Source organism: Blastopirellula marina (assembly GCF_002967715.1).
GTDB lineage: Bacteria > Planctomycetota > Planctomycetia > Pirellulales > Pirellulaceae > Bremerella > Bremerella marina_B.
This window is the reverse complement of the sequence record NZ_PUIA01000068.1, coordinates 75876-93084: the sequence shown is the minus strand read 5'-3', so window position 1 is coordinate 93084 and position 17209 is coordinate 75876. Positions and strand designations below refer to the sequence as shown.

Here is a 17209-nt window from a genome sequence, read left to right as displayed (position 1 = left end):
CAAGGGATACCACCCAGAAAGTAGCTCTTACCGCTGTGACAGCGGAAAAGAGGCGAAGAAATAGCTACGTGCTCCTTGCTGGGGGGTGGCTCTGCCACGGTCTTTTCAGGAGCTGGTCGGTGCCCACAGAACTCATCGTTGAGAACGGTACTCCGCGTAAGATTCTTGCGACGCACCTTGGCAAGACTCGATTGGGCTCCGCAATCTGGCTCATGCAGTAAACCCTTCTGTTGCTTAGCGTTATGGCCAGTACTTCGATGGGTTGCTGGAACTTCTACACCATGTGCGTGAGCCCAGGCAATTCGCTGTCCATGTGAAAAACAGCGACAATTGCTCCAGCACTGCGATGCGGAGCAACACCCGCACGCATGATCCTGGCAGATAAAAGGAACTGAGAGATCCTTGAAGAATTTCGGCGATACGAGATAGGGAAGAGGAATCGACGAAAGCGCAATCCCCAATATGACACAATAGCTTACAAGCTTTTGTGCCAGCTGGATCAGGCGAATTTTACGCTGCCGATTCGACATAAAGTGTCATTCTGCCAGGACAAGCAGTGACGTCCCAAAGTCTCTCGGCTCACTCTCCACATTTGAAATTTACGGCATTACTGCCGTCGAAACAACACTCTAAGTTGCTGTTAATTCACAATTTATGGAAAAGTGAGGCCTTGTTTCTAAGTTCTCAAGAGAGCATCGCAACTCAGTAGCTGAAAACTGGAGGTGCAATAAACTCAATCTCTCAAGCGGTTTGCGTCTTGATTTTGATTTCCCCGAGATCCGTCACCGCAGCTCCTTCCACATTTACGAGTGATCCGTATCGTCCTTCTCGTCCACCGTGAAACCCTAATGTCTCGTGCCATACGATCAGGCGACAGGGGCCGGACGGGACCATCTTAAACTCAAATTCCCCTTCCGCATTGGTGACGGCGAAATAGGGATTATCGAACACGCGTAGTGACATTCGCTCCCAAGGGTGGGGTGGGCAGCTGATTTTGATCGCAGCTCGTTCGGCAACCAGGCCAGCGACCGGAATTTCAGTTCCGGGAGGCATCGCAACGTTCTTACTGGGATTGCTAAAGCCTTGTAGGTTAAAGACATGAGCCACTGGCCCCTGGTTCCGCATGAGGATGCTTTGACCTTCACGGATCGCCACAGCGTGCGGGACGTAGCCGGTTGGCTCCTGATCGATCGGGACTACCTTTTCCTGGCTATTTAATGCAGCAAGTGACTCGTGCGGCGATAGACTTCCCTTCTTATCTTCCGGGATGAGCCAAACGTAAACCCATCGGACTGCATGTGTTTTAGGATCGACGACCCAGTCCTCGTTGAGGATCGGCCCCATCGATCGAAACCATTTCAGGTCTTCTCCGTTCAGGGGGGCGGCTGAGAGATCGACTTCCTTTCGTTCCGGCACTTCTCCGTCCAGAAGTATGCGACCCTTTATTCCGCCAAACCCCTTGTCTGCATTCGCTTTATCGCCAGCGATGGCTTCTACCGGCCCTTGAAAAGCGGTTGCTCCTGTAACGACCGTCCAGCCGGTCAGGGCGGTAATTTCTTTCAGGAAACGTCGACGACTTTCTTCATCTCGGTACTGCTGATCCGTCCAATTCTGTCGCATAGGAAAACTCGCTCCTTGGCTATTGCAGGATGCCACAAAAAGGTGGGCAGAAATGGTCGATGTGGCTCTTTCTGTACCATTTCCATTGAGAGTTGATTAGCAATAGTCCGCAAAACAATGTCGCATGTCAATAAGTAGTGCTTGCAATTCGCATTATATGTGCGTCAAAATGTCGCATGTATATTCTTGCATTATTAGATACGATGTGGGTGTAGTTTGCTGGACGTAGCCGGTGGAGCGGGCGGTCCGGGTTGCCTTGAATCAAAATTTGCCGAGGTTTTGCGATGGATTTCCCGATGTTTCACCTCGACGGGATGGGGAATCGCATGCTGATCGCTTTGATCGCGATTGTGCACGTGGCGATTAATCACCCATTAGCCGTTGGGATTTACCCCCTGCTGACCCTTTTGGAATGGTTGGGGGTACGCACTGGGGACCATAAATGGGACCAATTGGCCAAGCGGATGACTTTTGTCGTCTTCGTCATCACTACGTCATTGGGAGCACTTACTGGCGTTGGTATTTGGCTGTCAACTTCACTCGTGTCGCCGTTCGCTATCGGGAGCCTGCTGCGAGTTTTTTTCTGGGCTTGGTTCGCCGAGTGGTTGGTCTTTATCACTGAAGTTGTCTTGATTCTGGCGTACTACTTGACCTGGGATCGATGGACCGAGGGTAGGGCCAAGCGTCTGCACCTATGTCTAGGGATCGCAGTCTCGATTTTCTCGTGGCTGACGATGAGTATCATTGTGGCGGTTCTTGGGTTCATGATGGATTCAGGGGCCTGGAAAGAGGACTCGCTGTTCTGGTCGGCTGTGCTGAATCCGATATACCTGCCCCAGCTTGCTTTCCGTACGACGTTTGCTATGGCGACGGCGGGACTTTTTGCTGGCTTCTTATTGGGCATTTGGTTTCGGAAAGACTCCGAATTTCGCAATCGGGCGATGCGTTTGATTTCGTGTTGGACCTTAGCCTGGTTGCCGCTGCTTGGTTTAGCATCGTGGTGGTATCTGCGGGTGGTGCCCGAAGCGATGTCAGGCTTGATCCCCATAGGCCTGATGACTCAACAATTCACCCAATGGCAAGACTCTTTCCTCTGGATTGCTGTCGGAGTACTTGGATTTATCGCTCTTTCCGCCCTGGCGGGGGCTTTAATTCCACAACGGATGCCGCGTTTTGTTCTGATTGTTCCGTTTCTATTTGGGTTGGCGCTGCTTGGACACTTCGAGCGGGTACGCGAATTCATCCGTAAGCCATACGTCATCGCCGACTACATGTATTCGAACGGGATTCTTGTCGACGAAGTCGCGTTCTACCAGAAGAACGGCTTGCTGCCTTACGCGGCGTATGCCCATGTCCACGAAGTGACACCAGAAAACAAATCATTGGCTGGGCGAGACGTGTTTGTGATTACCTGTTCCAGGTGCCACACGACCGATGGGTTCAACGGAATCATTCCCAAGCTCGAAAAGCTTTATGGAAATGAGCCCTGGGATGCGGAGCAAATGAAGACGTTTCTAAGCGGGATGCACCTGTCACACCCCTATATGCCGCCATTTCCAGGCAATGCGGCCGAGGCGGATGCCTTGGTCACCTACTTGAAAGAGTTGCAGGATCATCCCTCTGCGCTGGAAGGGGTTCAGGTTGCGGGGATTCCTCCCAGCACGAATTCCTCTGGCTCGCATCCTGAGTCGACCACGAAGGAAACGGTTTCTCGTATCGACTAGTCCAATCTCCCACCTCACATGAACGCCTTGTGCCATGAATATTTTGACTTTGATCGCTCAAATGCCCACGCCGCGTGACCTGCCTCTTCCTTTGCCAATTGACGAATTGACGCTGCGAGCACTGCTCGTTCCACTGTTCCTGCTGCATATCTTGTTTGTGAATTTGATGGTGGGAGGAACCATTCTGGCCGTCGTCTACGAAGTCCTTGGCTACTCGAAAAGGGAGCCAAAGTTCGATCGTCTGGCAGAACAGATTGCCGTATCGGTAACGGTCAACAAAAGTTTGGCTGTCGTACTCGGCGTTGGTCCGCTGTTGATGATCAATTTGCTCTACACGTTGACGTTTTACTCGTCTAACTCGTTGACCGGACACGCATGGATCTTAATTGTTCCCTTGGTAACTGCGGCCTTTTTGTTGACCTATGTCCATAAGTACACCTGGGAGAAGTGGCACGCCGGAGGTCTGAAGCTTCTGCATATGGGGGTCGGCATCTGTTCCATGGTGCTGTTCCTTTCGACCCCTTTCATCTTCTTGGCCAATATCAACTTGATGCAGTATCCCGATCGCTGGTACGACGTGCAGGGATTCTTCTCGTCGCTGACGATTGGCAACGGGAATGTCTTCTTCCGGTACCTTCACTTTCTGGCCGCGTCTGTCGCGGTGACAGCTTTGTTTCTGTGCATCTGGCTAACCTTCGGGAAACAGGCAGACGAGCGGTTGCCGAAAGGATTTACGGTGCCGACAACGCGGCGTCATTTTTACCGCCTGACCTATTACATCACGATGGCGCAATTCTTGGTTGGTCCGGTTCTTTTGTTGATACTTCCGCATGTGGGAATGAACGCTTATGTGGTCGTACCGATTCTGATCGGAGCCTGTCTGGGAATTGGTTTGCTCTGGTTATTGAAGCTTGAGATCCATGCTGATGATGCCCGAATCGGGCGACTATGGGCCCCCATTTTCCTCGTCTTTACGGTCGTTGCCCTTTCTATGGGCATTGGTCGGCAGATGTATCGAGACGTCGCGTTGAAGGACTTCAACGACGCAGTACGCAAACGCACGGTGGCATTCCGTGAAGAAGTCGCAGGGTTCAATGCCGTTCTTGCCAGCACCGGGGGACATGAGATGAATGGAGAGCAGTTGTACAAGATGGTCTGCTCTTCCTGTCATCAGGTCGAGTTGGAGAAGACGGCACCGTCCATTCAAGAGATTTATCGGCTCCATAAAGATCATCCCGAGAAAATTGTCCAATGGGCAATGCACCCTGGAAAAAAACGTCAGCAGTTCGGTCAAATGCCCTCGATGGCCCACATTGGCGAAGAGAAGCTCGCACTTGTTGCCAACTACATGCTGGAGTTGGGCAGCGGTGAAAAAGAATTCGTTGTGGATGAATCGCAATGGATACGGAATCTACCGCGGGAAGAAGCGTTTGCCCGTACGATGGAACTCCCTGGAGTACCTCAGGAGGGAGAGCTGCTTTTCACCACTCAAACCTGTGTGTCGTGCCACGTCTCTCAAAATGGCAAGCCTACGGTCGGGCCAGACTTGAAGGGAGTCGGGAAGCGTTTGTCTCGGGAACGGATTGTCGAGTCTATTCTCGATCCCTCGGCAGAAATCGCGAAAGGCTATGAGACATGGTCGGTGCTGACTTGGGAAGGGATTGTCCACACGGGCCTGATCACAGAGCAAAACGAGGCAGAGGGGACGATCACAATTCGTCTTGCCGATGGCAAAGAGGTGGAACTCATCGAGGACGACCTGGACGCCAAGTCTCAGCAGTCGCAATCGCAGATGCCAAATGGCGTCGTCGACAACATTACGCCTGAACAATTGACCGATCTTGTGGCTTACGTCATGCAGTTGTGATGAGAGTTAAGGAACGCGATAATCAGGGGGGCGATTACCCCTTTTTTCATTTTCTAAGCAAAACCGAGTCTTTGGAGTCTTCCAATGAGTGTTGATCGCAGAGAGTTCTTGAAGGTTACAGCGGCTGCTGGAACCTTGGCGGCAACAGGTTCCTTCTCACGCCAGGTATTGGCTGCCGAGGCAACCCTTCCGTCGTTGCCTTATCCGGTGGATGCTCTGGAGCCTTACATTGATGCCCGAACCATGGAAATTCACCATGACAAGCATCACCAGGGATATGTCAACAATCTGAACAAAGCCTTGGCCGATTTTCCAGAACTTCAGAAGAAGCCGGTGGCGACCCTGTTGGCGAAACTGAATGAGGTGCCTGAATCGATTCGTACGGCTGTCCGTAATAACGGAGGCGGACACCTGAACCATTCGCTCTTCTGGCAAATGATGGCTCCAGGCGGTGGAAAACAGAATAAGGGAAAGGTGGGAGAAGCAATCAGCTCAACGTTTGGTAGTTTTGAGAATTTTCAGAAAGAGTTTGCCGCCAAGGCCGGTGGACAATTCGGAAGCGGTTGGGCTTGGCTTGTTATCAACGACGGGAAGCTGGAAGTTACTTCGACTGCAAACCAAGATACGCCTGTGTCTCAAGGAATGAAACCACTTTTGGGAATCGACGTTTGGGAGCATGCCTACTACCTGAAGTACCAAAATATGCGGGCAAGCTATGTGGAAGCCTGGTGGAACGTCGTGAATTGGAAGTTTGTGAATGAACGATTTGCGACGGCATAAACCGAACACTCGGTTGCTGCCGTCGAATAGGTGGCGACATTCCTACCGAAGTCAACAATCAAGCTCTCTTGCGTACTACCATGAATAACCGTCTTCACGAGTTCAATGTTCGCAAGCGTGTTTTACGCTTGTCGAGTTGCTGGTCGTTATTGCGATCATCGGCATTTTGATTGCCCTGTTGTTGCCAGCCGTTCAACAGGCCCGAGGGGCTGCACGGAGGATGCAGTGTACCAATATCGGTACTTCCCCAGGCGGGGTAGAACCAATGTTCACTGAGGCAGACATTCAGGGAGCGACCGATTGGCGCGGAGATCGCGGATTTCCCTGGATCTGGGGTCAAGCAAGTGCCGTTGGAATGAAGTTTACCGTTTAGTCCATTTCGCGTGCGGCCAGGAGATCTATGACTCCGTTGGGGAACGCGAATCGCCAGTAGAGATAGCCATGGCCACTGTCGTATTCACGATAGGTGACGTTGTATCTCTTTGCCTGAAGCACATCGCGCAGATGCCTTGTTGTGTCAAGAATTCCGGGCATGCTCCCACGTCCTACTTCCATGGTTCCCGTTTCCAGATGGAACCTGAGCGGTTGTCGATCCGCTTGCACATATTGGCGAGTTAGCCATTCTGGTTCATCAGTATTCGGGGTCGGTGACCACCAGAATGAACCTGACTGACTGTAGACGTTGCCGAAGATCTCTGGATGCTGCATGCCGACGTAGGCAGCGGCGAGCCCGCCATAGCTGGCACCCGCAACGACCGTTCGAGGGGCTGTGGCATAGATTCCACTTTCGCGAGCCCATGGCATCAATTCCGTGGCGAGAAACTTCGCAAACTTGGGATTGCAGGGAAGCTCTTTCGACCGACTTTCGTTACTCGGGTTCGTGATAAGTAGCGCTGCGGTTGGCGGGATCTTTTTCGCATCAATCAAGTTATCTAGAACCGTAGCAACGTCGGCTTGTTCTAGATACTTGTCTCCGTCGAACAGTACGATGAGACAATTGCTTTCCGCTCCCGGCTGATAATCGTGGGGGCGGTAGAGCACGATCTGGCGTTGGTTGCCAAGAATGGTACTTGCGAATTCGCAATGCTCGATCGTTCCGGCCGGAACTTCCGGATTTTTAACAAGCCACGGCTGGTCTGGGGCATTGGGTAGTTCTACGAGCGATTCGCCGGCAAACTTGTCGACGGCTGAAACGGGGAGATACTTCGGGTTTAAAGGATCGCGCTGAGCAGTCGCCAAAATCGCTCGTCGCCGCTGCCACGCCGAGGCATCCAACTCTGGGACATCAGGAGCCATACGATAGATCACACGAGCCGTGTCTGGCACGCGGTAACTGCGGTACCAAACATCCGAGCCAGCCAGGTGGAACATTTCGTCATGATCGTTCGAGGGAGCTCCGAATAACCGAACATTGTTTTTGGCACCGCGCCAGAGGAATGTGAGCAGAAGTTCCCCTTTGGCAAGAGGAGGTGTGACACCGTCTGACTCGATCAAGGGAGTTCCTTGGGTAGCGACTTCATCCCAGAACTGTTTCGTGTTGTCACCACTGGCCAAGGTCGTTTGCAGTTGCCTGAGCCGGGGACTAGCTAGAGTTTCGGCGGGGGGCTTCTGATCGGCGCGAGCGACAACGCGTGTCAGGGTTACCGTGGCCTCTGAGTTTGGCGGATTTGTCAATTCAAATTGAAACGATCCTTGTTCGTTGAGGACAAACATGAAGGACATGTTTCCACTGCCACTAGCCAGTTGTCGAACGTGGCGATGTTGAGAGTCAGTCAAGGTTAGCGTGACGTCATCCCCAGAGACTTCGCCACAGACGTAGTCTCCGGTGCTTAGCGACAGCTTCACGCGATGACGGCCTGCATCACGGAAGGTGACTTGGTTTTTATCACGGCCATTGAGATAGTCGCTGGCTTCTTCGGCAAATGAAGAAGCACACGTCAACAGAAGGATCGTCAGGGTTACAAAAATGTGACTGGTAGAATAGCTGGTCATCGAAAATGGAATTCCAAGGTACGGCGAAAGAACTTACAAAACGGAAGTGTTCGAAGAATTGATGTACGGGGTACGGAAATTGCCAGTGTTATGTCGTCTGGTGAGGAAATGGAAATTGATCGTTTTCTTCTCGCTTTGTGTGCTTAGTTGTTTTCGGTGTCGCTCAAAACGACAGCTAAGTCGCCTCGGATGACACGCGTCTTCCTTGCGCGACTGTTACAACGGGGCTACTCGGAGGTCACTGTCTTTAGGGGGACGTTGGTTGACATCATCGAACGTGATAACACCGGCTACCGCAAAGTATGCTCCTTGTGTTGCCTGGCAATCTAAGATACTGTCAGTCGAAATTGTGACACTGAGTAAACGTGTTTTCTGGGACCATTTCGATCCATGAGTTCTGTATTGATTTCGAGGTTGTTGACTGGTGTTGTTTTCGTGATGGGGCTTCCGTCAATGGGTACCGTATTAGGTCAACAGACGCAGCCTGCTGGCCCTTTGCAAGCATCGGTAGAGGGATATCGGATCCCAAACACAGAAGTCTTCGACCTGAAATCAAAGGATGGACGAGACTACCGTATTTTTGTCGCGAAGCCAGATGGGGATCCACCACCACCTGGATATCCAGTTCTTTATGTGCTTGATGCAAACGCTTACTTCTCCTTGGCGGCAAGTTTGAATCGACTTCGCTCACGCGATCCGAAAACGCGGGCACTCGTTGTTGGTATTGGTTATCCCATCGATGGCACATTCGATATGAAGCGTCGTACATTCGACCTGACTACCAAAGCTTCGCCTGAGAAGTTGCCACCTTCGCGTGGTGGAGAAGGTTGGCCTGAATCAGGCGGTGCGGATCATTTTCTAAACTTCATTCTGGGCGAACTTAAACCGCTGATCGCCGAGAAGTATTCGGCCAACTCCGCACGCCAGGCAATCGTAGGCCATTCTTTCGGCGGACTATTCGTAATGCATACGTTTTTCACTAAGCCTGATGCGTTTCAAGCCTACGTTGCTATTAGCCCGAGTGGATGGTGGAACGATTACGCGCTGCTCGCTGAAGAAAAGACCTTTGCCAAAAATATTGATAAGATGAAGTCTCCCGTTGAACTTTTGATCGAAGTCGGTCAATTGGAATTGGCTGGCAATGCAGGGCCAACAGCATCATTGGCTCCGACACCCGCCAGTAGGGAGTTTGGCTCAACAACAGAATTCGCAAATCGTCTCATGCAACTCGATTCAAAGGCGTTGACAGTGAAGTACCAGGAATTCGAGGGCAAAGACCATGGTTCGGTTGTGCCGCCCGCCATGATCGAGGCTTTCCAGTTTGCGTTTCCCCCGTCGCATCGCTCTGCCCCTGCAGTGCCACCTGTCAGCCGCTAAGACAGCAATGGTCGCTGATTAGCAGGTTCATCAAGTTCGATTCGTCCATGCAAGTGGCCTGATGCCAGGAAATCATCAGGCCACATGTTTGCCATTGCTCCGATGTTACTGTGGCAACACTTCGAAGGTGGCCGCGTAGCTCAGGCGTCGGTTCTGAGCCTGCGGGATCTGGGTATTGCTATCTTGGGTCGAAGTTTCGAGCCAATACATACCTGGTTCCTTCCACTCAACCGTGAATTCTCCCTGAGCGTTGGTCGTTAGGTGAACCTCTTCCTGGGCATCCCGGTAGCGAGTTCCTCCTTGGATCACTTCGACCGTCAGGCCGGCCATGGGCTTTCCATCGACCAGAAAACGGAAGGTACCTTTTTCTCCGGAATACAGGTCGTTGGGGTGCGTTACGGGAACTAGTTCAATTCCCTTGCCAGTCGATTTGAAAGCCTTTTCGGTTGGTGCGCCGTTGGTGACGAACGTCTCTACGCGTCCGACGCTTTCAGAGACCTGGAGATTCTTGGCATCGGCAGGAACCTGCTTGGCAAAAGTTTCCGGGGTTCCTCGCCAACGGCGACGCTCGCCGTTTTCCTCCCAGCTACCAAACAATCCGTGATTATTAATGGCAATCCGATAGGTTCCTTCCTGCTTGAGCGGAACATCAAAAACACTGCGATAGCGCAACGTGGCTTGGTTCTCCGGTTCCACGGTCGATCTGTCCGGTGCGGTAATCACCAGGTTATTCAACTGGAGCGGAAAGTGATTGAAGTAGAACAAGTCATTGGAAACCGCGGCATCGACGGTAACCAGCGGTTCGGTACCAGAAAGGACAGTTTGCGAAGGGAGCAGCCAGACCTTGTGAGCAAATGCCGAAAGCGGAAGGCAAACCAAGATCGCGATCGCTGGAAAGAAAGAACGAAGCATAGGAATCTCCAGTGAGGGAAAGTAATCGAGACATCGATGTTGAAATGACAAAACGCTCTTCGAGCTATTCACCGCCGGGTTATGGTTGGATCGTCAAGCTAACCTTGCCGAGCTCTTCCTTACCCCGCACTTCATCTTGGAAAGGCTTCTCGGCCGGCCAATTGAAAGGAATCTCAAGCAATTCTCGCCCTCCAACTTCGCGAGCGGCCTCGACAATGAGCGTGTACTTTCCAGGCTTCAATTTGGAAAGCTGCTTGTCTGATTTGGAAAACTCCAAGTCGTGCGTACCAGCTGGTCGAGTTGCTCCGCTGACGCCGTCGACCGGAAGATCAAGGCTTCGGCCTGTTCTTCGCCACCACTGACGAAGATCAGGCAACCATTTTGTGCCGACTTCATCACCAGGTGAATCCATCTGGTACCAGACGGCCAGGTTTGCGGCGACCTTGCGATTCTCGTCTTGAATCCACACCGCGACGTAGGGACGGTGATACTCTGATACTTTCAGTCTTGGGATCTCGACGCTTACCATCATCTCAGCCGCGTAAACCGGTTGTAGGACAAGGAGTGACAGACTTAGTACGAAGAGGATAAGAGGCCGTTTGCTCAGCATAGGTGGTAACTCCTGAGGGAGGTTTCAGAGCTTGTTAATGGATTAGCAGCATCGCTAATAGCAAGGGTATGATCAGGCCGAGCGTCACCAGCGGCCAGGTCATCCGACGATGACGAGCATGGAAGTACAGCAAGAACAATCCAGTAATGCAAAAAACGAGCGTGGCGATCGCAAACACATCGATGAACCACTTCCAAGTCACACCGGTGTTACGTCCCTTGTGCAAGTCGTTGAAGTAAGAAATCCATCCTCGATTGGTATGTTCGTACTCGACGAAGCCACTTGTTCGATCAATCGCCAGCCAGGCATCCGAGCCGGGGCCCTGCATCGACAAGTAGATTTCTTCCTCGGACCATTCCGCCGGTCGTGAACCAATTGATCTTTTGAACTGCTTGCCTAACCACTGCGAAAGCTGGGCAGGCAGGGGATCATCGCCGGCGATAGGCATGCTCTTGAGCGATTTAACCAGGTTCTCGGGAAGTTCCGCTGAAAGGTTCGTAATTTCGGGTTCAACGGTGATCTCGGTCGGATGATTGAGCGTGATGCCAGTGATCGTAAACAGCAGCATCCCAACGAGACATATCGCCGAACTAATCCAGTGCCACTGGATCATTTGACGCATCCAGAATGCTCGGCGCTTCTTCTGTTGGCTCGTTTGTTGAGTAGGTGTGGGTTTTTCTGAATGCATTGTCTTGGCCCAGGGGGCAATTGATTCTACCGTGCCGCCTGGGCGCATTGGACCTCGATTATGGCAAGATGCTTTGCGATTCAGTCGAGCGTCCGGTGACTACAAACCGGAAACAACTTCTCCCCCGTCGCGCGACCAGAGGGCATGCCAGGTGTCGATGTTGATCGTGTCGGGGATGAATCGCACACTACCGTCGGCCAGGCAGACGTTTACCCCGCCGGTATGAAAGCTACGTGCCGCATTCGCCTTGGCAGAACCACCGGTCGGGTCTGGGGCCGAGTTATTCGGGGAAAGCAATCCGCACAGAAGCGGTCCGGAAGGATCGCAGCCCCGTAGCCAACTGAAGAAACGTCGGCCTTGCCAACCGGTAATATTACTCGACACCGAGTCGATGCCGCCAGCGTTGGCCGACTGCCCATAGCTGAGAATATCAGTATCAATCGAAGCACGGTAAAGGCGTGGGTCTTGAAGCGGGGTTGCGCTAGCGGGGTCGTCACCGGGACCAATCGGCGACTCGGACCAAAGAACAGTATTGGTCGTGCCGTCGGTAATCGAGGCAAATTTCACTTTCGCATCCACCCAGCACAAGCCATTGTTTGCGGCGAACGATGGGTGAAACACGTTTTTGTCGCTCGCGTAATCTAGGCCGTTGCCGGCGTTGATGCCATAGTTGGCACCAGCCACTTCGATCGTGTCACTTCCGGAGGTGGTTAGGTGGACGGCTTCTCCCGGAGCGCTGGGGCAGAGAAGCGTGTCGACTGGATACTTCACGATATTGTGAACCTCGACCGGAAGACCAAACCGCGGATGGCCCAGGTAGAAACTGAAGTCAATTAGGTCTTGGAGATTTTCTTGTTCGATGTAAGGAAGGATCTTCGCCAACGGTGAATAGTCATTTGGATAACCGCGAGGATCAGAGAATCCAGCGTTTGGAAACACCTGGGCATACGTATCGGCGTAGTTGTGTGTCGCCAATCCGAGCTGTTTCAGATTATTGGTGCATGACATTCGCCGGGCTGCTTCGCGTGCCTGCTGCACTGCTGGTAACAGCAAGGCGATAAGAATGCCAATGATGGCAATGACTACAAGCAACTCAACCAACGTAAATCCCGCGCCGCGTCTCATCTTTTTGTCCTCCCGAACAGTTCGCATGAAGCAACTGTTTCCGAAAATTACATGAAGTAACTAAATGGACGTGGCGGGAGGTCGGACTGACCGGAACCTGGCTAGTCTCAATAAGTGAAGTGTGTGTAATTGATATGTTGTATCAATAGTGAGAATGATACTGCTTTTCAAATTTACCGCAACAACCCTGATAGGTGGTTTTTATCGGCTGCCTATAGTTGTCTTATTTGAGATGACTGACGGTCACCAAGTGGGATCAATTCCTCAGAAGCAATTGCTGTTCCCGATGATTGGACGACTTTGACTGTGTTATAATCCTTGTAAAAATTAGATTATTAGCGGATCGCTACGCACCAGGGCAAAGTGTGATGTGTCTGTTTGGACGACACGCGTGTCGACTTTTGCGACTTAGTGTAGCAAGTGTATTGAGAATTATTGTGTAAAGAACATTGGTTGTTGGAATTACTTTGTTAATTAGCTAACGGCTATCTTGCAAAACGCAAAGTGAGCCGATATGGTTGCATCTATATCGATAGTGATTCTCACAGCAATGCCCAAGCCACCTCTTCTAGCTTGGCTCAGCCACTGAGCGATTGTTTCGGATGGTCTGTTCTTCTTACTGACCGTTCGCTTCCCGCTACGCACAGATCGCACCTCGGTCCCGTTGGAACATTAGGTGTTTGGCAAACGTAATTTGGGTGAATGACATGGATACAGATGGGGTTATTCCACTTTCTGCTCGGAATCTGACGAAGCTCTTTCATCAGGGAGATCACGTTGTCGAGGCCCTCAAGAATGTCAGCCTGGAAATTCAGCGAGGTTCATTTGTGGCCGTGATGGGGCCAAGCGGTTCTGGAAAGAGCACGCTCATGCATCTGATGGCTGGACTGACACGCTGTGACGAAGGGGAGATTCTGGTTGATGGACAAGACATTTCCCAGATGAACGATGGCAGGTTGACGCACTTTCGCCGCGAAAAGATCGGACTTGTGTTTCAGTCGTTCAACTTGATCCCAACGCTTACTGCCGAAGACAACATCACGCTCCCACTCTTTGCGAGTGGACGTACAGGCGATGTAAAGGAGTCGCTGGATAAGCTTCTCGATCGATTAGGAATTGCAGCTCGGCGGAAGCATCGTCCCGATGCTCTCAGTGGTGGGGAGCAGCAACGCGTTGCCATCGCGCGGGCTTTAATCACCGATCCAGCAATCGTACTCGCAGACGAACCCACTGGTAGTCTCGATACGACGACAGGGAAGGGGATTTGTCAGATACTCAGCGAACTGTGTACGGAACAACAAAGGACCATCGTTGTCGTTACGCATGAGCCGGCGGTCGCCATCTGGGCGAAACGTGTCATCGTGTTGAAGGACGGTCACATGATTGATGACTTCGAGACGGCTCAGTTTCCCGACGCGCTTTCGTTGGCGACACACTATCAAAATGCCCTGGATGCATCGGAGGCAGCCGTATGAACGTGGTGCTGAAAATAGTCGGATCTTACATCCGACAATATCCGGGGCGGCTGATTCTGACTTCATTGGCCATGATTGCCTCGGCCTGCATGGTAGTCTGGGTTGTCAGTGGGTACGACGCACTGGTCGCCCAGTTTGATGAGTTTTCCGACGAATACATGGGACAGTACCACTTTTATGTCGTCCCTCCAGTATCGGATCTGCGTCCCGGAAGCCCACCTTCGGGTGAAGACTCAGTACCGCAAGACATCATTGCCGTACTTCAAGCCGATCCATCGGTGGCGTCAGTCGATCTGGGTGTTCAAGCTCACGTTGAAATCCTTCCCTTCGAGACTTCCGGCGCTTCAGTGGGCCTGAAAGATTCACCACGCGGGCAGCGTGGACCTCAGGGGAGCGAGGCTGATCGCGGTGACAGGTCGGGGCGTGGAGGCCCGGGTGGTGGACGTGGAGGACAGCCCGGTGGTGGATCTGGTGCCGGACGCGGGGGACGACCCGGTGGTGCCGCTTCGGGAGGATCGCGAGGGACAGGCGGATCGAGCGGACTAGGGAGAGGCGGCCCGTTGTTTCGGTACATTTCTCTGATTGGTACGACGGCAGACTCGCCTCCCTACCCAATGACCGATGGTTCGTGGATTGATACAGGCAAAATCGAATTCGGTGACACGATCGACGCGGTGATCAGTCGTGGATCAGCGGAGGCGTTCGGAGTCTCGGTCGGGGACGAGTTTGTGATCAAATTCGAAACCAACACACAGCGACTAAAACTAGTGGGCATTGTCGATCAAGTGCGTTCGCTGCCTTCAGTGGGAAGAGGTTCGCCTGCTCCATCAAGAGGACCGGCGACGACGGCCCTTTACATTCCCATGTTGGCCATGGGCAAAGTGACCGGACAGGAACCTCGAATTGACTATGCCGCAGTTGCCATGAAAGAGATGTCGGCAGGCCCGGCATTTGAAAGCAAGTGGACGCGCGAACTGGCCAGTATGGGGAGCAAGGCCGAACTTCAATCGGCCACTGATATCGAGCAAGATCTCTCGGCAGGGCGGTCGGTTGCCAGCATGCGTGGCCAAGCCTATTCCGCGACGGGCATTTCCATGTTGGCTTCACTGTTCATTATCTTCACCACACTTAGTATGGGCGTTCACGAACGCACTCGGCAGTTTGCCGTCCTCCGCGCGATCGCGCTAACAAAGGGACAGGTAGCGGCGATCATATCGGTCGAAAGTATCGTTTTAGGGTTGATCGGCTGGTTGGGCGGTTTAGCGGCAGGCTGGCTATTGCTGCAAGTGGTAGCGTGGTCGCAGCCCGATTTTCTGCGAAACGGAGCGACGCTTGGCTCTTGGTCGATCATGCTCTCGGGAATCTGTGCGTTTGGCGGTGCCATCGTCGCCGCCGTTATCCCAGCGTGGCGAGCAACGCGTGTCAGCCCTCTGGATGCCATGGCCCCTCAACCGATCTCGCCAGGAACACGTTACATCGTGCCAGCGGTAGTTGTCGGCTTGACCTTGATCTTTGTGAATCCGCTGCTCGTCTTTTATGTGCCGATGTCGGATGAATCACGCTATGGAATCTACGCAGCGCTGGGATGTTCCACGATGGCTGTCGGCTTCTTGCTTTTAACACCGCTGGCCATCTCCATTACCGAACGGTATTTGGCTGCTCCACTAGCATGGCTCTTCCGGCTTGATTCGCGCTTACTAGAGTCACAGCTGAGTAGCAATTTCTGGAGGACCTTGGGAACTTCCGTTGCTCTCACGCTTGGCTTGGGCTTATTCATTGCGACTCAGGTTTGGGGCTATTCGATGTTGGGACCATTTGTTCCTGGTGAATGGGCTCCTGATACACTGGTCAACTTTACCACCGGCGGACTCCCAGATTCGGAATGGGAAGCAGTTGCCCATGCGACAGGTGTCAAGCCGCAACGCTGTCTACCCCTCGCAGTCGAGCAGCCGAAACTAGTTGGGGACATCACAGGCAGCGAGGAACGATCTTCGGTTGCACGGCAGGACAACATCGTTTTGATTGGTATCGATCCCGAGCGAGGGATCGGCGCTGACGATCCATTGTTGCATCTCGACTTTGTCGACGGAGACCGTGTCTCGGCGGCGAAACGGATGAAAGAAACAAATGCATGTGTGGTTCCAGATCACTTTGCCAAAGCATCTGGGCTGAAAATTGGCGACTCTTTCGAGTTAATCCCACCATACTCACCTGACAAGACGGTGAGGTATGAGATCGCCGGGGTCGTCCATTTGCAAGGTTGGCATTGGATGACGAAATTCTCGGGACTGCGCCGCCAAAGTGGTCGTTCGGCGGCGATGGTCTTTGCAGACTTCGACGATGTTCGTCGCGACTTTAACTTGCCGGAAACGAACTTCTTCTGGATGGATACCGAGCCTGGCGTCGACTACGCCAAATTGGGTAGCGTCATGCAGACGATTGGCGATCGATACGAGGGAGAACGTCAACCCGTCAATGGTCAGGGAACCTGGGAGTTCGCCGCACGAAATTTCGGTTCGACAGTTCGTATTACGACGGTCGATGACGTTCGGGAAAGGATCCAAGGCCGAGCTGCTGGGATGATCTGGGGAATGGGACAGCTCCCGCTGGTTACCCTCGCCGTATCAGCGATCGGAGTCCTCAATACGATTTTGGCATCGGTCCGAACTCGCCAATGGGACATGGGCGTAATGCGTTCACTGGGTCTCACACGCTGGGGTTTGGTCCGTATGATTTTGGCGGAAGGAATTCTGATCGGACTCGTTGCCTGCGTGTTGAGTGCCGGTTTCGGCGTGATGGCTGGCTGGTGTGGCGTTGGAATTTCGCAATACGTGAGTTTCTTCGGCGGGATGGCACCGACGTTGATTCTTCCGTGGAACCAGCTTCTGTTTGGCTGTGGTATCACGTTGCTTCTTTGCCTTGCCGCGGCACTTTGGCCAGCGATCTCTGCCGGGCGACAGGAGCCGCTTCGCCTGCTTCAGGCTGGACGTACCGTTGCATGATACTTTGCCAGAGCAGAACAAAATCGAGGTTGCTCGG

General features: G+C 52.7%; 12 protein-coding genes and 1 pseudogene. 7 read left to right on the top strand and 6 right to left on the bottom strand.

Going from position 1 to position 17209, the window contains the following annotated elements; all coding sequences use genetic code 11:
- Positions 1 to 741 precede the first annotated feature (741 nt).
- A complete protein-coding gene (locus C5Y96_RS20370) occupies positions 742 to 1620 on the bottom strand; it encodes a twin-arginine translocation signal domain-containing protein (RefSeq protein WP_105357181.1) in 879 nt (292 codons plus the stop codon).
- Positions 1621 to 1916: 296 nt separating this feature from the next.
- On the opposite strand from C5Y96_RS20370, the gene C5Y96_RS20365 reads away from it, so the two are divergent.
- From C5Y96_RS20365 to C5Y96_RS28210, 4 genes and pseudogenes are all read left to right on the top strand, one after another.
- Positions 1917 to 3344: a c-type cytochrome gene (locus C5Y96_RS20365; RefSeq protein WP_158261339.1), complete on the top strand. Its 1428-nt coding sequence runs from the start codon at positions 1917 to 1919 to the stop codon at positions 3342 to 3344.
- Positions 3345 to 3378: 34 nt separating this feature from the next.
- The gene (locus C5Y96_RS20360; RefSeq protein WP_105357177.1) at positions 3379 to 5211 is read left to right on the top strand and encodes a c-type cytochrome; all 1833 of its coding nucleotides are present in this window, start codon (positions 3379 to 3381) and stop codon (positions 5209 to 5211) included.
- An 84-nt stretch (positions 5212 to 5295) separates the two neighbouring features.
- Complete coding sequence (locus C5Y96_RS20355; RefSeq protein WP_105357174.1) at positions 5296 to 5991, top strand: superoxide dismutase; 696 nt, start codon at positions 5296 to 5298, stop codon at positions 5989 to 5991.
- A gap of 121 nt (positions 5992 to 6112) precedes the next feature.
- A pseudogene (locus C5Y96_RS28210) lies at positions 6113 to 6226 on the top strand (prepilin-type N-terminal cleavage/methylation domain-containing protein); the annotation flags it as partial.
- Between the two features lie 134 nt (positions 6227 to 6360).
- Here C5Y96_RS28210 and fes read toward each other — a convergent pair.
- Complete coding sequence (fes, locus tag C5Y96_RS20345; RefSeq protein WP_105357172.1) at positions 6361 to 7983, bottom strand: enterochelin esterase; 1623 nt, start codon at positions 7981 to 7983, stop codon at positions 6361 to 6363.
- A gap of 453 nt (positions 7984 to 8436) precedes the next feature.
- On the opposite strand from fes, the gene C5Y96_RS20340 reads away from it, so the two are divergent.
- On the top strand, positions 8437 to 9360 hold the full coding sequence (locus C5Y96_RS20340; protein WP_158261338.1) for an alpha/beta hydrolase: 924 nt from the start codon (positions 8437 to 8439) through the stop codon (positions 9358 to 9360).
- A 105-nt stretch (positions 9361 to 9465) separates the two neighbouring features.
- Here C5Y96_RS20340 and C5Y96_RS20335 read toward each other — a convergent pair whose 3' ends face one another.
- From C5Y96_RS20335 to C5Y96_RS20320, 4 genes are all read right to left on the bottom strand, one after another.
- Complete coding sequence (locus C5Y96_RS20335) at positions 9466 to 10272, bottom strand: DUF4198 domain-containing protein (protein ID WP_105357167.1); 807 nt, start codon at positions 10270 to 10272, stop codon at positions 9466 to 9468.
- Between the two features lie 79 nt (positions 10273 to 10351).
- Positions 10352 to 10882, bottom strand: a complete 531-nt coding sequence (locus C5Y96_RS20330) for a DUF2271 domain-containing protein (protein ID WP_105357165.1) — start codon at positions 10880 to 10882, stop codon at positions 10352 to 10354.
- A 34-nt stretch (positions 10883 to 10916) separates the two neighbouring features.
- Positions 10917 to 11504: a PepSY-associated TM helix domain-containing protein gene (locus C5Y96_RS20325; protein WP_233199037.1), complete on the bottom strand. Its 588-nt coding sequence runs from the start codon at positions 11502 to 11504 to the stop codon at positions 10917 to 10919.
- Between the two features lie 165 nt (positions 11505 to 11669).
- Complete coding sequence (locus C5Y96_RS20320) at positions 11670 to 12695, bottom strand: DUF1559 domain-containing protein (protein ID WP_105357253.1); 1026 nt, start codon at positions 12693 to 12695, stop codon at positions 11670 to 11672.
- A 680-nt stretch (positions 12696 to 13375) separates the two neighbouring features.
- Between C5Y96_RS20320 and C5Y96_RS20315 the strand changes: the two genes are divergently transcribed.
- Positions 13376 to 14170 carry an ABC transporter ATP-binding protein gene (locus C5Y96_RS20315; RefSeq protein ID WP_315850661.1) on the top strand — a complete coding sequence of 265 codons (795 nt, stop codon included), beginning with the start codon at positions 13376 to 13378 and terminating at the stop codon, positions 14168 to 14170.
- Positions 14167 to 17172, top strand: coding sequence for an FtsX-like permease family protein (locus C5Y96_RS20310; RefSeq protein ID WP_105357163.1), 3006 nt, complete (start codon positions 14167 to 14169; stop codon positions 17170 to 17172). Before C5Y96_RS20315 ends, C5Y96_RS20310 begins: the two co-directional genes overlap by 4 nt.
- Positions 17173 to 17209 lie beyond the last annotated feature (37 nt).